The organism is Vibrio sp. Isolate30 (assembly GCF_022397975.1).
Lineage (GTDB): Bacteria > Pseudomonadota > Gammaproteobacteria > Enterobacterales > Vibrionaceae > Vibrio > Vibrio fortis.
The window spans coordinates 91,258-111,809 of the sequence record NZ_JAKEUS010000005.1; the positions used below are offsets into that span (position 1 = coordinate 91,258).

Here is a 20,552-nt window from a genome sequence, read left to right on the forward strand (position 1 = left end):
TGCAAGCAATCAAGGAAATGATCGAATGAATCAGGAATCTCGCTCGCTTTATGACCGCGAGCATGAACACTCCAGCTGTGGGGTGGGCTTCATCACCGATAAAACTGGTGAACAGACCCATCAATTGCTGTCTCTGGCCCACCAAGCTCTGTGTACTATTCCACACCGTGGAGGTATGAATGCAGAAGGTATTGGTGATGGCGCAGGGGTCAACATTGACCTGTCGATTAACTTTTACCGTCATCTACTCAAGACCTCAAACCTTGAGTCTGGAGACTTTGGTGTAGCGAACTTCTTCTTTCCTTTCAATCGCGAACACCACGCTCAAGCAAAACAACTCATAGAAGAAAACCTATCTAAATATCAATTAGATATTGCCCTATGGCGCGAAGTACCTATCGATCCATCTGCCGTCAATGATGCATCACGTCAAGTACAGCAATCGATCCAGCAAGTGGTCTTTTTGAATGGTGATTTGTCTCGCAATGCTGATCTTTTCGAACACCAAATCAACCTAGCGTTAGGTGAGATTGAATCTGTCGGCTTCACCGATGATGCTTTATCCGGTTTTTATCCACTATCAATGAGCTCAAAAACTCAGGTTTACAAAGGACGCCTAAATTCATGGGAAGTTGTGCCCTACTTTAGTGACCTCAGCCATCCTGAGCATCACATCACAACCCTATTCTTCCATACACGTTTTTCGACTAATACTGCACCAGCTACCATGATGGCTCAGCCTTTCCGTCGCATGGCACACAACGGTGAATTGAACACCGATAAGAAAAACCGACTCAGTGAAGATGCCATCGCTCGTCAACAAAAGAAACGAGTAATCTTTCCAAAAGGTCAGTCAGATTCTGCTCGACTCGACCAAACATTGGCACGTCGCGTGGTGGAAGATGAGCTAGACATCGTTACCGCTGTATTGGCAATGATGCCACCTGCTTGGGAAAACGATGAACGACTCTCGTCTGAAGTAAAAGCGATGCTTGAGTACTTCAGCCTTTCGGAAGAGAAAAACGATGGTCCCGCTGCGCTGATATTTTCTGACGGCCAAAAAGTCGGAGCTCGATTAGACCGATTGGGTCTGCGTCCACTGCGTAGTGTTGAAACAGACCGTTACCTTGCAGTGATGAGTGAAGCAGGTCAGATCGACTTTCCAGCAGAAGAGATTGTGCGCTTTGGCCGAATCCAAGCCGGTGGCATGATCTACTTTGATCATGCGACAGGACGTAGCTACGAGACCAACGAAATCCTAGAAACCTTGGCTAAAGAGCGTAACTATAGTGCGCTACTTGAGTCTGCTCGTATTACCCTTGGCGATCTTGAGACCGCATCTTTAGATAGCGTGACTGAGAATGAAAACTTCAGCGCCTACAGCCGTCATGTCGCCTACTCGCTGAACCAAGAGAGCTTTAAGTTCTTCCTTGATCCCATGATCGAGCATGGTGCCGAGAAGATCACCGCAATGGGCTTTGGCCTTGCGCCAAACGTGCTGACCGATGAAGAAGGTGGCATGTCCAAGTACTTCAGCCAACGTTTTGCACAAGTCACCAACCCACCTCTCGACTCTCTGCGTGAATCGGATGGCATGACGCTGCGTGTTGCGCTGGGCGCCAAACCTAACTTCAGCCCTAGCGAAACCGTACAACTGGTTCTTAACTCTCCAATTCTACAGCCTCAACAACTTGAACAGATTTTCTCGCAAGATCGAATCAAAGTTGAAACATTTGATGCCCTTTTCAATCCAACATTGAACAGCCGAGAAGATAACGCCGCACGCGTTGATGAGGCGCTCAAGGAACTCTGTGACCAGGTTCAGGCTTCGGTAGAAAGCGGCACCAATATTGTCGTATTGAGCGACAAACAGATAGGCAATGGCAAGGCTGCACTGCCAGCTATTCTTGTTGCAACAGCCGTCAACCAAAGACTTATTAAGCGTGGTCTGCGTTTCGATGCCAGCGTGATTTATCAAACGGGCCAGGCAGCAAGTAGTCATGACATCGCCTGCCTATTAGGTTTTGGTATCTCAGCCGTCTGCCCTATCTCTGTCTACCACCGAGCTAAAACGCTGTGTAACAACCAATCGATTGAGCAAGGCTTAAAGAACTTCCAAAAAGCCTGCGAAAAGTCGCTGATGAAGACTATGGGTAAATTTGGTCTTTGTACGGTAGAGAGTTATATCGGTGGTGAGTTCTTCGAGTCTAACTTCCTGGATACCGATTCAGAACAACTCAACAGTTTCTTCCCGAATATCAGCTCGCCAGTTGGCGGTGCACAGTTTGATGATCTCGCGTGGAGCTCAGCAAAGTGGCACTTTAAAGCCCTAGCGATCAACGAAGAGAATCAAATTCCACTACTGGGACTATTTAAAGAGCGTCAAGATGGTGCGGGCCACAGCTTCGGTAATACTGCGGTTCGTGAGTACATCAACATGACGCAGGAAGAAGTGCGCTACGTTGACCCAGTTGCTGAGCAAGCCCTCGAATCCACCGTCGCCACCAGCGAAGACATCGCATACAAGCAGACCGGTTATGAGAAACTCAGCCCTGAAGAGATCGATAAGTTCCAAGTAACGCCTGCTTATCGAGCATTTGCTGACAACTTATACCGTGAACGTGAAACTCGCCCGGCAACACTGCGTGATATCTTGCTGTTACCCCTAAACTTCAATCAGCCTAAAAGTGCTGATGAGTTCTCTCACTTGCTGGATCGTTTCCATTTTGAAGGGAATGTGAACTACCTGTGGTCAGGTTTAGAGGTTCAAGCCTCTTCTAATGAGTCGAATCAATTCGTTCTCACGCTGAACAACCGCGAACTCACTAACTCACTTAGAATTGCGATTGAAACAACTTGGTCAGAAAAAATTGAACATGTCGCTGTGGTTGGAGACTCGATAGAGCTCACCGCGAAACCGGTTCTTGAAAGCTTTTTGTCTCGCGTGAAATCGACCAAGCCGCCAATTGCGCTTGAACAAGTCGAGCCTGCTCACCTTATTACACCAGCCTTTGCTTCTGGCGCAATGAGTCACGGCGCCCTGAATGCCAATGCTCACCAAGCCGTAGCGCAAGGTACTAATATTGCGGGAGCGATGAGTAACTCAGGTGAAGGTGGCGAACACTCTTCTCGCTTCAATTCGATCAAATCGAGCAAGATTAAGCAGTTTGCTTCAGGTCGTTTCGGCGTTTGGGTTGGCTACCTAGCAGACCCACAGCTTGAAGAGATAGAAATCAAGATTGCCCAAGGGGCGAAGCCGGGTGAAGGTGGTCAGTTGCCGTCACCAAAAGTAACGGTCGAAATCGCTGCTGCGCGTGGTGGTACTCCGGGTGTGGAACTTGTCAGCCCGCCGCCACATCACGATACCTACTCGATTGAGGATTTAGGCCAGCTGATTCATGACGCCAAAGCCGCACGTGTACGTGTGATTGTTAAGCTGGTGTCGTCTGAAGGCATCGGGACTATTGCTGTTGGTGTCGCTAAAGCCGGTGCAGATATTATCAACGTGGCTGGTAACACCGGTGGGACGGGTGCTGCTGCCGTAACCAGTTTGAAGAATACTGGCCGTGCCGCTGAGATTGGTATTGCCGAAGTGCATCAAGCTCTAAGTGAAAATGGCCTGCGTGATAAAGTCACTCTGCGCTGTTCGAACGCACACCAAACCGGTATCGATGTGATTAAATCCGCCATCATGGGTGGAGACTCGTTCGAGTTCGGTACCACAGCATTGATGATGCTTAAGTGTGTAATGGCTAAGAACTGTAACGTGAAATGTCCTGCCGGCCTGACAACTAACCCAGAGCTATATCAAGGCGACCCGCGAGCCCTTGCTCAATACTTCTTAAACGTTGCCCACGAGGTTCGTGAGATCTTGGCTCGCTTGGGTTACAGCAGCTTGCAAGCGATCCGTGGTAAGAGTGAACTGCTTCACCTTGCTAACCACCACAGCATTGTGGGTAAACTCAATGTCACAGGTCTACTGCGCGAAGTCGACCTTGTTAAGGTGGCGAAGCCGGTTTACCTAGAAGCCGATTTCACGCCAGATGACAACCTTATCGAGCAGCTACTCGCTAACTACTTTGAGCAAGAAGAACGCAACATTGTTCTGGATGTAGGTAAGCTCAACAACCGCAACAAATCGACGGGGGGCCAGCTCTCCATCGACATCGAACGAGCATTGAACTACCAAAGCAAGGCACAACAACACCCAGCAACACTTACAGCTGCCAATGGTCGTCGCTTCTTTGATGCCGAGTCCATTGTTGTGAAAAGCCACGGCAGTGCAGGTCAAAGTTACGCTGCCTTCAATAACAGTGGTCTTGTCATGGAGCATACAGGTACCTGTAACGATGGTGTCGGTAAAGGCTCAAGCGGCGGTCACATTGTGGTTCGTTCACCAAGCCAACGTAAACTAAAAGCAGGCAATAACGTCCTTATCGGCAACTTCGCACTGTTTGGCGCAACGGGTGGCCAAGCCTTTGTTCAAGGCGAAGCTGGCGACCGTTTTGCGGTGCGTAACTCAGGTGCAGTTGCGGTTGTAGAAGGCGTTGGTGACTTCTGTTGTGAATACATGACTAACGGCTCAGTGATCAACCTTGGCGGCTTTGGTAAAGGCTTCGGCAATGGTATGTCAGGCGGTATTGCTTACCAATACGATATCGACGGTCAGTTTGTAAATAGCTGTAGCGCCGACTCAGTGCTAACCGTGCCATTGATTGAGCAAAACCCAGGTTACGAAGAAGCGCTTAAATGGCACCTAGAGCAACATGTTCGTTTTACTGGTTCACTCAAAGCGCAGCGTATCCTCAACGATTGGCCAACCAGCCGTACCCTGTTCACGCTTGTGGTTCCATTCGCGCTGCTCCACAGTCAACACCCAGAGAGTATTCTAACCTCTCACACCCGTAAGCAGATGCTCGAAGAGCTCATTCAGGGGCAAGCGAATAATCTGATCGAAGCGGTGCATTTTGCCTACCGTGATCAAAAAGCTCTAGCCAATGGATTGAGCCCACAATATGGCGACATGGATACACCACTCATCTGTGATTTGTTAACTCACAGTGGCGTGCTGCATCGAGCTCACCAACTCGCTAAAAACAGTGCAAGTGATGCGCAGGCTATCCAGCGTATGTTTGAGCTTAAAGATAAAAAGCTCTATGACCAGTTACTGAAAGACGTCAAAGAAGCCGTCTCTAACTACAGTGATGATGAGCTATCAGTACTGCTCGCCAACAAGCGTATTCAAGACTACAAAGCTTCGTTAGAGAGACGCGATGTATGGGATACCCACAGCCGCGGTACAACCGTATGGATCATGGCAAGAGAGCAAGACATCAGCAAAGAGATGAAAGCGATTGAACCACTCAACCAACGCTTAGCAACACTCTATTGCTATACCTTCGCCGATGTGATCCGCGAGCAGATCGAACAAGCAGAACAAGAAGCCCATACTCAAAATAATTGGGTCTATAGCTAGGCAACAAGCACGTTCAGCCCTATGAGCATAGTTTTGTTATGTGATTAGGGTGAGCGTGAGCAGTTAACAACGCTGTAGATTCAAATATGACGAGTATTATCGCCTAAGGGATAGGCGAAGTATTAGATAGGAAGAAAAATGAAAGTACCTCATTTGCCACAAGATATACCATTTAATGAAGACCAAAAGACTTGGTTGGCGGGCTTCTTTTCAGGCCTTCATTCACGCCTTTTGGTTAAAGAAGAGTCCGTTGTGCATGCGGAATCTAAGCCTCAAGTGAAAGGACTAACCATCCTCTATGGTTCACAAACAGGTAACGCAGAGAGCGTTGCCTACGACACAGCGGAAAAAGCCAAAGAATACGGCTTAACTGCAACCGTTCAAGATATGGATGACGTCGATGCTCAGGTCTTTGTTAAGTCATCACGTATTTTGATTGTCACCAGTACTTATGGTGAAGGTGAGCACCCAGATAACGCAGAGACACTTTGGGAAACCATGAGTGGTGATAACGCACCACAGCTCGCTAATACCTACTTCTCGGTTCTGGCTCTAGGCGATACCAGCTATGACGATTTCTGTCTTGCGGGTAAAGAGTGGGATGAACGACTGGTTGAGCTTGGAGCAACGCGTATTACTGACCGCGTCGATTGTGATATTGACTTTGAGCAGCCTGCAGAAGAGTGGATGATTGCCACCTTACCTGCGATCGCTGCAAAAGGCTCAGATAGTGAAACGGCATCAGGTACCTCACCTGCTGCGAAACAGAAATCTAAGTACGGTCGTAAAAATCCTCTTCAGGCGACACTCAAGCACAAGCGTGTGCTGACCAAACAAGGATCAAGTAAAGAGATTGTGCATTATGAGCTTTCATTGGAAGGGTCTGGTGAATTCTACAAGCCGGGTGATGCTTTGAATGTCGTCCCAGAAAACCAACCAGACTTAGTCACGGCCCTACTCGACCACTTCCAATTCAGCGGTGATGAGAAACCGTCATGGAATGGAGAAAACCACAGCCTACGTGAGTTATTCACTCGCTACCTAGATATTCGAACGCCTTCGAAAGAGCTGGTTAAAGCACTTGCTGAAGCGGCCAGCGATCACCGCGTGATCCAGATGCTAGGCAATGAGGATACCAGCGCTCTGAATGACTTCCTATGGGGTAAAGATATCCTCGATCTTGTGAAAGCTAACCCTACCGTGTCATTGTCATTGGCTGAGATTTTATCGCTGTTAAGACCTATCGCGCCACGCGCTTACTCGATCTCATCAAGCTTAAACAAACATAACGATGAAGTTCACCTCACCATTGGCAGTGTGCGCTACAACAATGGTGAGCGAGATTATAACGGCACATGTTCAACGTGGCTTGCAGACCTTGTCGAAGAAGGTCAGAAAGTCCCTTGTTACTTTGCACCGAACAAGAACTTCGCTGTTCCGGAGGATGATAAAGCTCCAATGATCATGGTGGGTCCGGGGACAGGTATCGCTCCATTCCGCGCCTTCCTTGAGGAGCGTGAAGTACAAGCCTCCCCCGGTGACAACTGGTTGATCTTCGGCGACCGTAATAGCGCTACCGATTACATCTATCAAGAAGAGATCGAAGCCCTGCAGAAAAAAGAGGTGCTTACTCGACTGGATTTGGCGTTCTCACGTGACCAAGAACAGAAAGTGTATGTACAAGATAAGATGCGCGACAACGGTGCGGAACTATTCGCTTGGTTAGAGCGTGGCGGTTACTTCTTTGTCTGTGGCGATGCCTATTATATGGCAAAAGATGTTGATAAGGCGCTGCATGAGATTGTTGTAGAACATGGCGGGTTAGATGAAGACAGCGCCAAAGCGTACATCAATCAACTCAAGAAACAAAAACGCTACGTGCGTGATGTCTACTAGGTCATTTATCTCTAGGTCTTTGAGTTCTAGATAACACATTAAAAATAAAAGGATCTCGTTAGGGATCCTTTTTGATTTTTAGGTCATATAATTAACCTTTACTACCATGACGATCATGAATGGGTAAGCCGTGCTGTCCCATCAAAATCAAAGGAAAAAACAATGAAAAAAATCGTCTTGCTCTCTACCCTTCTTATCGGCCTTGCTGGCTGTAGCCAAGGAAATCAAACAATGGAAGATAGAACGAACAATCCGTGTGGCGACAAACCTAATTGTGTCTCAACTCAAGACACTCGTGAACAACACAATATTGCCCCATTTACCCTTGCTGATGGCGTTAGCCTTTCTCAGATAGAAGCCGTGATCTTGCAGCAGCCAAGAACCAAAACGGCGGTTAAAAATGATGACTACTTACGTGTTGAATTTACCAGTAAGATCATGCGCTTTGTCGATGATTTAGAACTCAAAATCGAAGGCGATAACCTTTTGGTTCGTTCCGAGTCGCGCACTGGTCACTCGGACTTTGGCGTGAATCGCAAGCGCGTGGATACTCTACGAGCAGAACTGGCAAAGGCAGGGCTGATTGAGTAATCGCACCGACCATTTTGATACGAAAGAGAAGTGTGCAAGTGCTGTCGCTTGATTCTTCTCTTCCATGCTACAATTTCACTCTATTGTTAAAACAACCTTATTAAGAGACTACACATGAAAATCGGCATCATTGGCGCAATGGAGCAAGAAGTTGCGATCCTAAAATCAGCAATCACAGAGATGACAGAAGTGAAAAAAGGCGGCTGTACCTTTTTCTCTGGTCAGTTAAATGGTGTTGATGTTGTGTTACTGCAATCTGGCATTGGTAAGGTAGCTGCAGCAGTCGGTACTTCTATCCTGCTAAGCGAATACCAACCAGATGTTGTTTTAAACACTGGCTCTGCGGGCGGCTTTGATTCAACGCTGAACCTAGGCGATGTAGTTATCTCTACTGAAGTTCGTCACCACGATGCAGACGTTACAGCATTTGGTTACGAGATCGGTCAAATGGCAGGTCAACCAGCAGCATTCCAAGCAGATGCAAAGCTAATGGACGTTGCAGAGAAAGCACTAGCACAAATGGAAGATACACACGCAGTACGCGGTCTAATCTGTACTGGTGATGCTTTCGTTTGCACGGCTGAGCGCCAAGAGTTCATCCGTAAGCACTTCCCTTCTGTGGTAGCGGTTGAGATGGAAGCATCTGCAATTGCTCAAGCTTGTCACCAATTCCAAGTACCATTTGTTGTTGTACGTGCAATCTCTGACGTAGCAGACAAAGAGTCACCAATGAGCTTTGAAGAGTTCCTACCGCTTGCAGCGAAGAGCTCTTCTGAGATGGTGATTAAAATGGTAGACCTACTAAAATAAGTCACTCAAGATGCAAACACTGTTTGATCAGGTATTTGCAAATGGCGTGCTCCTCGTAATGTGGGGGGCACTGCTCTTTCATTTAATTTTACCGATTCCTCACGCTGCTCACCCAGTTACTCTATGGCATAAGTTCGCTGAACTGCTCGCCGACAAAGTAAACAACAATCGCAACTACTCACAGAGCTTAATCTCTGGAACCTTAGCTTGGTTGCTGATGTGTTTTCCCGCTCTCATCCTGCTTATCGCCCTCAAGCCTTTGATGTGGCAGCCACAACTATTTGAACTTGCCCTGTTGTTACTGGCTATTGATTGGCGCAACAACGAGAAGCTAGCCAGCCAACTGATTCGAGCGCTAAGCAAAGACGATAAACCACAAGCTCGCAAACTGCTCGCGCCTGTCGTTAATCGACAAACCGATACCTTGTCTACGTTAGGACTCGGAAAAGCCTCTGCTGAAACTCTGATTATGGGTTACGGTCGCAACGTCATCTGTGTGCTCTTTTGGTATGCCATTGGCGGCGGTATTGCGGCACTCATGTATCGCTTAACTGTAGAACTAGCACGTGTCTGGTCGCCAAGCCGACAACGTTTTGCTCCATTTGGTTCGAGTGTCGTTAAAGTGGTCGCCGTTTTAGAGTTTATTCCACTACGACTGTTTGCCTTAATGATTGTGGTAGGACATAACGCAAGTAATACCTTTTCGATGATGCTGACTCAAAGCCGCTCTTGGCCACTACCGGGCCCGGCATGGCTTATCACATCCGCAGGCAACAAACTTGAACTGTCACTAGGCGGCCCAGCCATCTATGATGACGTAAAAGCAGTACGAGCAAAACTAGGTGGCCGCATTGCACCCTCTGCACTGCATCTAGCCCAACTGCAAAAAATGCTCGCTTGGCGAATATTGGCGTGGTTACTGATTCAAAGCGCTCTACTATTGATTATTCACCAAGGGATTTAATGTGAAGTTTTCCACCTCTTTTTCAGCTGTCTCTGCACTTTCATTCTGTTTATGGCACCCCAATGCACTGGCAGAACCTCATGGCGAAGCGAAGCGTGTCATCAGCCTTGCTCCTCACGCCACAGAGTTGGCTTACAGTGCAGGGCTGGGGAACAACTTGATTGCTGTGAGCGAAAGAAGCGATTATCCGCCTGAGGCTGATAAGTTACCTAAAGTCGCTAACTATCAAGGAATTAAGGTTGAGAAGATCATCGCACTTCAACCCGACTTGATACTGGCTTGGCCAGCGGGCAACCCACCAAGAGAGCTTGCGAAACTCAAACAGTTTGGCTTAGAAATCTACTACTCACAAACCAAGAGCTTAGACAGTATCGCCAGCAATATTGAACACCTTAGCCAATACTCAAGCGATCCAAAGGTTGGGCTTAACAATGCCAAAGCGTATCGAGATCAGCTTGAGCAACTCAAAGCTAAGTACCAAGACGCCGAGCCAGTGCAATACTTCTACCAACTGAGTGAGAAGCCTATTATCACTGTCGCGCAAGGTCACTGGCCAAGTGAGGTGTTTGAGTTCTGTGGTGGTCAAAACATCTTCGAAGGTGCCGCGACCTCTTATCCACAAGTTAGCATTGAGCAAGTGGTTCTTAAAAAGCCAGAAGTTATCTTCACCTCTCGCCATGCCATTGAGAACGGCACCATGTGGAGTCATTGGGGTGAGGAGATTCCTGCAGTTGAAAAAGAGCAGATTTGGTCGCTCAATTCTGACTGGATAAATCGCCCTACAACACGAACATTGCAAGCAATCCAACAGGTGTGCGATTACTTTGATAAAGCCCGTCAAAATCGCTAACTATTTGATGCGATTTTTCGTACAATTCGCCGTATACCTGTCCCTACAATTTCAACTTTAAGAGCATCAGTATCATGGACTCCATGCTGCTTTATTTTATCGATTTATTCGGTACGGCTATTTTTGCCATCTCTGGCGTATTTGTCGCTGGCCGCTTGAAAATGGACCCATTTGGTGTCGCCGTTCTAGGCAGTGTGACTGCAATTGGTGGTGGTACTATTCGCGATATGGCGTTGGGTGCCACTCCGGTATTCTGGATCACCGATACCACTTACCTGTGGGTTATCCTTATTACCTGCCTACTGACTATGATCATCGTAAGACGCCCAAAGCGTCTCCCATGGTGGATTCTGCCTGTGTGTGATGCAATCGGTTTGGCAGTGTTTGTTGGCATTGGTGTCGAGAAATCGTTGAGCTATCAAGACTCGGCACTGGTCGCGATCATCATGGGTGTGATTACTGGCTGTGGCGGCGGTATTATCCGCGATGTATTGGCGCGTGAAGTACCGATGATCCTACGAAGCGAAGTGTACGCGACAGCGTGTATCATCGGTGGTGTATTCCATACAACGGCTTTAAGTATGGGGCAAGACTCCGAAACAGCTTTCCTAGCCGGTGTCTTCTCTACCCTGTTGATTCGCCTAGGCGCGATTCGTTGGCACCTCTCTCTGCCAACATTTGCACTCAACAAATAGTGCTACCATAGCTTGAATCCCATAGCGAAAAATAAAGGCTCTCCGGAGCCTTTTTTTGTACCTGTCGTTCCGCTCCCCTCACTCAACCTTGCTCTGTATGAAACAAAACCAAACTAAATAAAGTTTTTTGTTTACTTAGTCATTTTTTGAACTATATTAGTAAACAAATAGCTTTATAAAGTTATTTATTTACTAATTAGAGAACACTGGAGGTTCCCATGCAGGCTTATGTTGAACACGCAAATATCACCGTCAGTAACATTGATGACGCCGTCCAATTTATCCAAACCGCGATCCCTGAATTTAAAGAGCGCCATCGTGGACAAACCAATTATCGCTGGTGCCATATCGGTACTGACGACAGCTACATAGCACTTCAAGAGGTGGTTGCAAGAGAGCAAACCGATCGCTCCCCTTATCTAGATGTAGGTATCAATCACATTGGCATCGTTGTTGATGACGTTGATCGTGTTGAGAAGCGCTTATTAGATGCTGGTTATGAACAGAACGATATCGGAGAGGACAACCCGTTTCGCAAGCGCATCTATTTTTACGATGCAAGCGGTGTTGAGTGGGAGTTCATTGAATACCTCACACAAGATGCAGAAAACAAAAATCGCTACGAGGATTAACCCATGCGTCAGATCGGTATTGTTTTCTTCTCTAAATGCGGTGCAACCAAAGCTGTCGCCCATGCCCTCGCCGAAGGTGTCGGGGCTCTATCTCAATCTGTCATCATGATTGAGGTGTTACCCAGTGAGATTGTAGAGGGTCGCTACATCAACGAACAGAAGCTCAAGCAACTTAGCGAGTGTGATGCGATTGTATTTGGCTCTCCAACTTACATGGGAAGCCCAGCGGCGCAATTTAAGGCATTTATGGACGCCAGCAGTGAGCCTTACTGCGCTAAAGCTTGGCGTAATAAATTCGCCGCAGGCTTTACCACAGGCGGCAGTCTTAATGGAGAGCAACAACAGACACTACTGAGCTTTTTTACACTGGCGTGTCAGCATGGAATGTTATGGATTGGACTTGATGCCTCTAAGCATACTGATGATTTAGGCCTAAATCGTACTGGCTCGAACATCGGCTTGGTATCGAGTATCGATGATGGGCAGGAGAGTGTAAATGCCAATGACCTACTCACTGCGCACTACTACGGCTCCAGAATCGCAACGCTAGTTCAAGAACTGACAAGTAAAGAGTAGAGCCCAAGGTTTGATTGAGATAAGTTGGGGTTATTATTCCCAACTTTCATCAATAACCCTATGCTACTTGAAGGTATTGAAACACTGCTGGTACTCAGTAAAGCAAAAACCATGAGCCGTACTGGTAGCTTGTTGTACATCAGTCAGTCTGCAGTCAGCAAACGCATTGCTAACTTAGAAAAAAAACTCGGTAAGAAGCTCATTGAACCCAATGGGCGACAGATTAAGCTCTCTCCAGACGGCATTGCTCTTATCGAGAGTATCGGTCCTGCATTCAATGAATTGCGTGGACTTATTTATGAACAGCAAGAGCTCGAAGATACTACGCTGATCACCTTAGATAGCTCCAAATCGTTGATTGCTGGCTACCTAGGTAAGATGATGGGCGACTTTATCCAGCATGACAAATACATCACCATCACCACCAATCACACTCCAAGGATTATCGAACGAGTGCAATCAGGAAAAGCGACTCTGGGGTTGTGTGCAGGGGTGCTTCCTCCTCATCACGGGTTGATGACCTTTCATCTATTCGACGAGCCATTCTACATTGTGAGTTCAACGCATTTAGAGTGTCTACCAGAGCGTGTGATTACGAATGATATGACTAACCCGGCTAACAGTTATCAGTTATCACTGCTTGAGAAGTTTGGAGTTAAGCCACTAATGGAAATGGATGCATATACCGCAGCGGCGCAACTGGCACTAGGTGGGACAGGGCCAGCGTTAATTCCACTCTCGATTGTCAAAACCCTTAATATTGCTCCTCAATATCTGTTTAGTTTTGAGGAGCTCAAAAATTTGATTCGCCCGATTCACATCTGTGTACGACCAAATAGCTATCAATCACCACGCGTTAAAGCACTGATAGAATCCATTGTTGATGCTGTTCCCAAAGCAGTTTAGAAGCCATCAACATTGACATCACGATCACCAAAGGGCGGATCCACTTTTGTCCTTTGGTGACCACCACCTTGGCACCCAGTTGCGCACCAATAAAGCCACCGACAGCCATGACTAAGCCAAGCTCCCAGATTGGCAGGCCAGCAATAATAAAGAAGATCAGTGCAGCGATATTCGATGTGAAATTTAGAACCTTGGTACGCGCGGTCGCATCGACTAAAGAGAAGTGACCAATTGCGACAAAACAGACGGTGAAGATAGAACCGGTGCCCGGCCCAAAGAAGCCATCATAGAACCCCACACCACCACCGACACATAACGCAAACATCGCTTCTGAGATACGTTGCTTGCCTTCGCTGGTCTTAGTTTGTGGGGCTAACAGGAAATAGAGTGAGATCGCAATCAGTAGCAGCGGGATCACGCTAGTTAACAAACTCGCATCGATATACTGTACCAGTTCGGCACCAATCGCAGAGCCGCTAAAGGTACATAAGATGGCGAAACGCATCTCTTTGATACTCACAATACCGTTACGCACAAAGTACCAGCTTGCTGAAAAGCTACCAAAAGAGCTCTGCAGTTTATTGGTCGCCAATGCTTGAGTCGGCGGAACGCCTGCGGCCAAAAGTGCAGGGAGAGTTAACAGTCCACCACCACCAGCCATCGCATCAATAAAGCCAGCAGCTGTCGCGACAAAAAACAGTATCGCTAGAATCTCAATGGTAATGTCCATGCATATCACTCCTTTACGTTGAGAGCACAAATTACCATTGATACAAAAATGAAAACAACGAAACACGAGACAGTGACCTATTCCTTATTTTCATCAGTCAGCATCCCTCATATGTTCGCAACTACAAAAAAAGGCCGCTCAGTTGAGCGGCCTTTACGACATTTATATCCGTTTAACAGCGATTATGCTTCAGAAGCTTTAACTTGAGCGTGAAGCTCTTGTACTGAAGTTACTGTTGTTTTCGCGTCAGCTGTGTGAGCCATACACGTTGCGAACGCAGCGTTTAGCGTTGTTGTGTAGTTCACTTTCTCAGCTAGAGCGCCACGACGAAGAACTTTAGAATCTTCAATCGCTTGACGACCTGCAGCCGTGTTCACGATGTAGGTGTACTCATTGTTCTTGATACGGTCAAGAATGTGAGGACGACCTTCGTGTACCTTGTTCACTAGACGTGGGTTGATACCTGCTTCGCCAAGAATAACCGCAGTGCCGTGTGTCGCGTCTAGTTGGTAACCAAGCTTAGAAAGCTTAGATGCTAGGTCAACCACACGCTCTTTATCACCAGCGCGAACAGAAAGCAGTGCACGACCACCTTCAGGGTAAACATTGCCACAACCCAGTTCCGCTTTTGCGTATGCTTCTGCGAACGTTGCACCAACACCCATAACCTCACCTGTAGAGCGCATTTCTGGGCCTAACAGTGGGTCAACACCTGGGAATTTGTTGAACGGTAGTACTACTTCTTTAACAGAGTAGTATGGTGGGATGATCTCTTTAGTGAAGCCTTGAGCCTCTAAAGATTGACCCGCCATAACACGTGCAGCAATCTTAGCGATTGGAGCACCTGTTGCTTTCGATACGAACGGTACTGTACGCGCTGCACGAGGGTTCACCTCGATTAGGTATACTTTGTTGTTCTTCACAGCAAACTGCGTGTTCATTAGACCGCGAACACCTAGCTCGAATGCTAGCTTTTCAACTTGCTCACGCATTACGTCTTGGATTTCTTGGCTTAGCGTGTATGCAGGAAGAGAACATGCTGAGTCACCAGAGTGAACACCCGCTTGCTCGATGTGCTCCATGATACCGCCGATAACCACGCGCTCACCGTCACAGATAGCATCGATATCGACTTCAACTGCGTCGTCTAGGAAGCTATCTAGTAGTACTGGAGATTCGTTTGATACGCTCACAGCTTCGTTGAAGTAGCGACGTAGGTCTTGCTCGTCGTATACGATTTCCATCGCACGACCACCCAGTACGTAAGAAGGACGTACAACCAGTGGGTAACCGATTTCACGAGATTTCTCTACCGCTTGCTCCATCGTCGTTACTGTCGCGTTTTCTGGCTGTAGAAGACCTAGGCGGTCAACAGCGACTTGGAAACGCTCACGGTCTTCTGCACGGTCAATTGCGTCAGGGCTAGTACCGATGATTGGCACGCCAGCCGCTTCAAGTGCGCGAGCCAGTTTAAGTGGTGTTTGACCACCGTACTGAACGATAACGCCTTTTGGCTTCTCAACGCGAGCGATTGCTAGTACGTCTTCCAGTGTTACTGGTTCGAAGTACAGACGGTCAGACGTGTCGTAGTCAGTAGAAACTGTCTCAGGGTTACAGTTAACCATGATAGTTTCGTAGCCATCTTCACGTAGTGCTAGTGATGCGTGTACACAACAGTAGTCAAATTCGATACCTTGGCCGATACGGTTTGGACCGCCGCCTAGAATCATAATCTTATCTTTTTCTGTTGGGTTCGCTTCACACTCTTCATCGTAAGATGAGTACATGTAAGCTGTATCAGAAGAGAACTCAGCCGCACACGTATCAACACGCTTGTACACAGGGTGAATATCGTATTGGTCGCGCAGACGACGGATTTCGCTCTCAGCAACACCTAGAATCTTAGATAGGCGAGCATCAGCAAAACCTTTACGCTTCAGTTTGTTAAGCTCTTCTTTGTTCAGACCAGCAAAGCCTTTCGCTTTAAGATCTTGCTCAAGCTTAACGATGTCTTCGATTTGAACTAGGAACCAACGGTCGATTTGCGTTAGGTTGAATACGCCATCTACTGACATACCTGCACGGAACGCATCCGCGATGTACCAAATACGCTCTGCGCCTGCTTCTTTTAGTTCGTGACGGATAGTCGTTAGTGCGTCTGGCGCATCTAGGTCAACCATTTCGTCAAAGCCAGTCGCGCCAACTTCTAGACCGCGAAGTGCTTTTTGTAGAGATTCTTGTTGGTTACGGCCGATAGCCATAACTTCACCAACTGACTTCATTTGCGTCGTTAGACGGTCGTTAGCACCTGCAAATTTCTCGAAGTTAAAACGAGGAATCTTAGTTACTACGTAGTCGATAGTTGGTTCGAATGATGCTGGAGTTGCGCCACCCGTGATGTCGTTCATTAGCTCATCTAGCGTGAAGCCAACAGCCAGTTTCGCTGCAATTTTAGCGATTGGGAAACCTGTTGCTTTAGAAGCTAGGGCAGAAGAACGAGATACACGTGGGTTCATCTCGATGATAACCATGCGGCCATCTTTCGGGTTGATACCAAACTGTACGTTAGAACCACCAGTCTCAACACCAATCTCACGCAGTACCGCTAGAGAAGCGTTACGCATCAGTTGGTACTCTTTGTCTGTTAGAGTCTGTGCTGGTGCAACCGTGATTGAGTCACCGGTGTGGATACCCATTGGGTCGAAGTTTTCAATCGCACATACGATGATGCAGTTGTCGTTCTTATCACGAACTACTTCCATCTCGTACTCTTTCCAACCGATAAGAGATTCATCGATTAGAAGTTCGTTTGTTGGAGAAAGGTCTAAACCGCGACGACAGATCTCTTCGAACTCTTCTTTATTGTATGCGATACCACCACCAGTACCACCCATAGTGAATGATGGACGGATGATACATGGGAAGCCAACCATATCTAGAACGCCGTAAGCTTCTTCCATGGTTTTAGCAGTGTCAGCACGTGGACACTCAAGGCCGATAGACTTCATCGCCTTATCGAAACGAGAACGGTCTTCTGCTTTATCGATAGCGTCAGCCGTTGCACCGATCATCTCTACACCAAACTCTTCAAGAACACCGTATTTCTCTAGGTCTAGTGCACAGTTAAGTGCTGTTTGGCCACCCATTGTAGGTAGAACTGCATCCGGCTTCTCTTTCGCAATGATGTTGCGAACAACTTCCCATTGGATTGGCTCGATGTAAGTTGCATCAGCCATGTCTGGGTCAGTCATGATGGTCGCTGGGTTCGAGTTAACTAGAATAACTCGGTAACCTTCTTCGCGAAGCGCTTTACAAGCTTGAGCACCAGAGTAATCGAACTCACATGCTTGGCCGATAACGATCGGGCCAGCACCTAGAATTAGAATACTTTTAATGTCAGTACGTTTTGGCATTGTCTACTACTCCGAATTACGCTGTGTGCTGTTTAATTAGTTCAATGAAGTGGTCGAAAAGCGGTGCCGCATCTTCTGGACCTGGGCTCGCTTCTGGGTGACCTTGGAAGCTGAATGCTGGCTTATCTGTGCGGTGGATACCTTGCAGAGAACCATCAAATAGCGACTTGTGCGTTGCACGTAGGTTTTCAGGCAGCGTCTCTTCATCTGCAGCAAAACCGTGGTTTTGTGAAGTGATCATCACAACATCACGATCTAAATCTTTAACTGGGTGGTTTGCACCGTGGTGACCAAACTTCATCTTCACCGTCTTCGCACCAGAAGCTAGCGCTAGGATTTGGTGGCCAAGACAGATACCGAAGATTGGTAGGCCTTTCTCTAGGAATACTTTTGTCGCTTCAATCGCGTAAGTACATGGTTCTGGGTCACCAGGGCCATTTGAAAGGAAAACACCGTCTGGGTTCAGTGCTAGAACTTCTTCCGCTGATGTTTCAGCAGGAACAACCGTTAGGCGGCAGCCGCGGTCAACAAGCATGCGCAGGATGTTGCGTTTTGCACCGAAGTCATAGGCAACAACGTGATATGGCAATTCTGAGTCTGCTTTCGCTTCAGGAAGTCCACCCGTAAGCGTCCACGAACCCTGTTTCCATTGATACGCTTCTTTTGTTGTAACTTCTTTCGCAAGGTCCATACCTTTTAGGCCAGGGAATTCTTTAGCCTTAGCCAGCGCTAGAGCCTCGTCGATGTTGTTACCCGCTACGATACAACCGTTTTGAGCACCCTTCTCGCGAAGAATACGCGTCAGCTTACGAGTATCGATATCAGCGATACCAACAACGTTTTGCGACTTTAGGTAATCAGAAAGGGATTGTTCATTACGGAAGTTAGAAGCGATAAGAGGGAGATCGCGAATCACAAGGCCTTGAGCGTGGATTGAAGAGGATTCTTCATCTTCGGAATTGGTTCCGGTATTGCCAATGTGAGGGTAAGTAAGCGTTACAATTTGTTGAGAATAGGAAGGATCAGTGAGGATTTCTTGGTACCCCGTCATCGAGGTATTAAAAACGACTTCACCAACAGCAGAACCGTCTGCGCCAATGGATTCACCGTGGAATACTGTCCCATCTTCTAGGACTAGCAATGCTGACTTTTTCAAGACAACCTCCAGAAATAAAAATGCATTAAAATTGATTTAATTTGCAAATCTACCTTCCTGCAACACCCAAAACTGCGTGTTTATGGAAATTAGACAAATTGGCGGTATTTTAGTGACGCCCGTGATATGTGTCAACATTTAACGCAAAAGAAATTAAACATTTGTAGCCACTTATCCAACTTTCTCTTTTAAAGCTTCAAAAGTACTAGTTTTATAGGGGTAAGACGGGGAAATTAAGATTTTTTCAACTATCGGTGTCATTTCACTTTAAGTTAGAGTGATAGAAATATTAATAAGAAAGCGCAAACGTTAAATAAGAATAGGAAACAACAAATAAAGGAAGACTCAAACAAAAAACAACCAAAACACGATAAAAAACACAAGAAACCAAGCGTATTTCCACTAGCTTAGTTAAGTTTAATTATCATTAGAGTTGGCTAAATAAACAAAGCGCCGGCAATCGCCAGCGCATAATTATCTATTTACAGCTCATTCAAACCAAGCACATCTGTCATGGTATAAAAGCCTGCAGGCTTGCTATCTAACCAAACCGCAGCCTTGATAGCACCGTTAGCAAAGGTCATGCGATCCGTTGCCTTGTGGGTAATTTCGACACGTTCACCGATATCGGCAAACATCGCCGTGTGCTCACCAATAATGTCGCCGGCACGAATCGTCGCAAAGCCGATCTCATCTTTAGTTCGCTCACCAGTAATACCTTCACGAGCCCATACTGCAACATCGTTCAGTTCATTACCCATCGCCCCAGCAATCGCTTCACCCATTCCAATCGCAGTACCTGATGGTGCATCGACTTTGTGACGATGGTGCGCTTCAACAATTTCAACATCACAATAGTCGCCCATCACCTTGGCCGCTTTTTCAAGAAGCTTAAACACAAGGTTAACGCCGACACTGTAATTAGGCGCCATAACAATTGGCATCTCTTTTGATGCAGCAGCGATAACTTGTTTCTCTTCTTCCGAGAAACCGGTTGTACCAATCACAAGTTTTTTGCCATGCGTTTTACACAGCTCGATGTTCGCGAGAGTGCTTACTGGGGCAGTAAAGTCGACAATCACATCAAACTCTTCCACCACTTTTGCTAGATCATCGACCAGAGCAACCTCAAAACGACCTTCACCACACAGCTCACCGATATCGACACCGACCAGCGATGACTCCGGGCGCTCTGAACCAGCACCAACCGTCGCATCTTTGTTGTGGTGAGTAGCTTTCACCAAGTTACGGCCCATGCGACCTGCTGCTCCTGCAATTGCAATTCTTACCACTGCATCTATCTCCATTGTTTGGTTTGCCCCCTGCGCATACTCGCAGAGCGACTCAAGTTCACTATCTCTTTAAACTAACAACAATCTCAGACTCAGGCTAGCCCTTACGAGTACTCTTTTACTACACGCTGTAAAATCGGCACGTTTGCTTCTGGGAATTCGTAGTTTGGCAAAGCTTCAATGGCAACCCACTGCCCTTGTTGTCCTTCTTTGCCATAAGGCTCCTGCTCGAAAGCAGTAACACAAATGAAATCAAACTTGAGAGACTTTTCTGGATAATCAAACTCTAGGTGTTCAAACAAGCTCTGCTCTGTCACCATAATTCCGATCTCTTCATCTAGCTCACGAACCATGGCTTGTTCAATGGTTTCGCCCTCTTCAACCTTACCGCCTGGAAACTCCCAAAAGCCGCCTTTGTGTTTATCACTCGGACGCTTAGTAATAAAGATTTCCGATTTATCCTGATTGAAGATAATGCCCGCTACAATATGGATTCTTTTCATTGATGGTGTTCCTTCTATGTCTCTACCGTCATTCCCTAAAATGAGGAACGAATTAGATAGGG

General features: G+C 47.0%; 15 protein-coding genes. 10 read left to right on the plus strand and 5 right to left on the minus strand.

From position 1 onward, the window contains the following. Positions 1-25: 25 nt before the first annotated feature. The 10 genes from L1D60_RS13945 (at position 26) to L1D60_RS13990 (ending at position 13,396) form a co-directional block, all read left to right on the plus strand. A complete protein-coding gene (locus L1D60_RS13945) occupies positions 26-5,476 on the plus strand; it encodes a glutamate synthase-related protein (protein WP_239841574.1) in 5,451 nt (1,816 codons plus the stop codon). A gap of 138 nt (positions 5,477-5,614) precedes the next feature. Then, the gene (locus L1D60_RS13950) at positions 5,615-7,372 is read left to right on the plus strand and encodes a sulfite reductase flavoprotein subunit alpha (protein WP_239841575.1); all 1,758 of its coding nucleotides are present in this window, start codon (positions 5,615-5,617) and stop codon (positions 7,370-7,372) included. A 162-nt stretch (positions 7,373-7,534) separates the two neighbouring features. Continuing rightward, positions 7,535-7,963 carry a DUF1499 domain-containing protein gene (locus L1D60_RS13955; RefSeq protein WP_239841576.1) on the plus strand — a complete coding sequence of 143 codons (429 nt, stop codon included), beginning with the start codon at positions 7,535-7,537 and terminating at the stop codon, positions 7,961-7,963. A 114-nt stretch (positions 7,964-8,077) separates the two neighbouring features. Continuing rightward, positions 8,078-8,773 (plus strand): 5'-methylthioadenosine/S-adenosylhomocysteine nucleosidase, encoded by a 696-nt coding sequence (gene mtnN / locus L1D60_RS13960; protein ID WP_239841577.1) that lies wholly within the window; start codon positions 8,078-8,080, stop codon positions 8,771-8,773. A 10-nt stretch (positions 8,774-8,783) separates the two neighbouring features. Beyond that, positions 8,784-9,737: a cobalamin biosynthesis family protein gene (locus L1D60_RS13965; RefSeq protein ID WP_239841578.1), complete on the plus strand. Its 954-nt coding sequence runs from the start codon at positions 8,784-8,786 to the stop codon at positions 9,735-9,737. A 1-nt stretch (position 9,738) separates the two neighbouring features. Further along, positions 9,739-10,587: a vitamin B12 ABC transporter substrate-binding protein BtuF gene (gene btuF, locus L1D60_RS13970; protein WP_239841579.1), complete on the plus strand. Its 849-nt coding sequence runs from the start codon at positions 9,739-9,741 to the stop codon at positions 10,585-10,587. A 74-nt stretch (positions 10,588-10,661) separates the two neighbouring features. Then, the gene (locus tag L1D60_RS13975; protein WP_239841581.1) at positions 10,662-11,282 is read left to right on the plus strand and encodes a TRIC cation channel family protein; all 621 of its coding nucleotides are present in this window, start codon (positions 10,662-10,664) and stop codon (positions 11,280-11,282) included. A 218-nt stretch (positions 11,283-11,500) separates the two neighbouring features. After that, positions 11,501-11,914 carry a VOC family protein gene (locus L1D60_RS13980; RefSeq protein ID WP_239841582.1) on the plus strand — a complete coding sequence of 138 codons (414 nt, stop codon included), beginning with the start codon at positions 11,501-11,503 and terminating at the stop codon, positions 11,912-11,914. Between the two features lie 3 nt (positions 11,915-11,917). After that, complete coding sequence (locus L1D60_RS13985; RefSeq protein ID WP_239841583.1) at positions 11,918-12,490, plus strand: NAD(P)H-dependent oxidoreductase; 573 nt, start codon at positions 11,918-11,920, stop codon at positions 12,488-12,490. Positions 12,491-12,550: 60 nt separating this feature from the next. Continuing rightward, positions 12,551-13,396, plus strand: coding sequence for a LysR family transcriptional regulator (locus L1D60_RS13990; protein ID WP_239841754.1), 846 nt, complete (start codon positions 12,551-12,553; stop codon positions 13,394-13,396). Here the strand turns inward: L1D60_RS13990 and L1D60_RS13995 are convergent. The 5 genes from L1D60_RS13995 to mutT all read right to left on the minus strand — a co-directional run bounded on the left by L1D60_RS13995 (position 13,347) and on the right by mutT (position 20,490). After that, positions 13,347-14,126 carry a TSUP family transporter gene (locus tag L1D60_RS13995; RefSeq protein WP_239841584.1) on the minus strand — a complete coding sequence of 260 codons (780 nt, stop codon included), beginning with the start codon at positions 14,124-14,126 and terminating at the stop codon, positions 13,347-13,349. The genes L1D60_RS13990 and L1D60_RS13995 overlap by 50 nt on opposite strands. Before the next feature lie 182 nt (positions 14,127-14,308). Next, the gene (gene carB / locus L1D60_RS14000; RefSeq protein WP_239841585.1) at positions 14,309-17,539 is read right to left on the minus strand and encodes a carbamoyl-phosphate synthase large subunit; all 3,231 of its coding nucleotides are present in this window, start codon (positions 17,537-17,539) and stop codon (positions 14,309-14,311) included. Positions 17,540-17,555: 16 nt separating this feature from the next. After that, positions 17,556-18,695, minus strand: a complete 1,140-nt coding sequence (gene carA / locus L1D60_RS14005; protein ID WP_032553126.1) for a glutamine-hydrolyzing carbamoyl-phosphate synthase small subunit — start codon at positions 18,693-18,695, stop codon at positions 17,556-17,558. A gap of 482 nt (positions 18,696-19,177) precedes the next feature. After that, on the minus strand, positions 19,178-20,002 hold the full coding sequence (gene dapB, locus L1D60_RS14010; protein WP_239841586.1) for a 4-hydroxy-tetrahydrodipicolinate reductase: 825 nt from the start codon (positions 20,000-20,002) through the stop codon (positions 19,178-19,180). 89 nt (positions 20,003-20,091) lie between these two features. Then, complete coding sequence (gene mutT / locus L1D60_RS14015) at positions 20,092-20,490, minus strand: 8-oxo-dGTP diphosphatase MutT (protein WP_239841587.1); 399 nt, start codon at positions 20,488-20,490, stop codon at positions 20,092-20,094. Between the last annotated feature and the right edge of the window lie 62 nt (positions 20,491-20,552).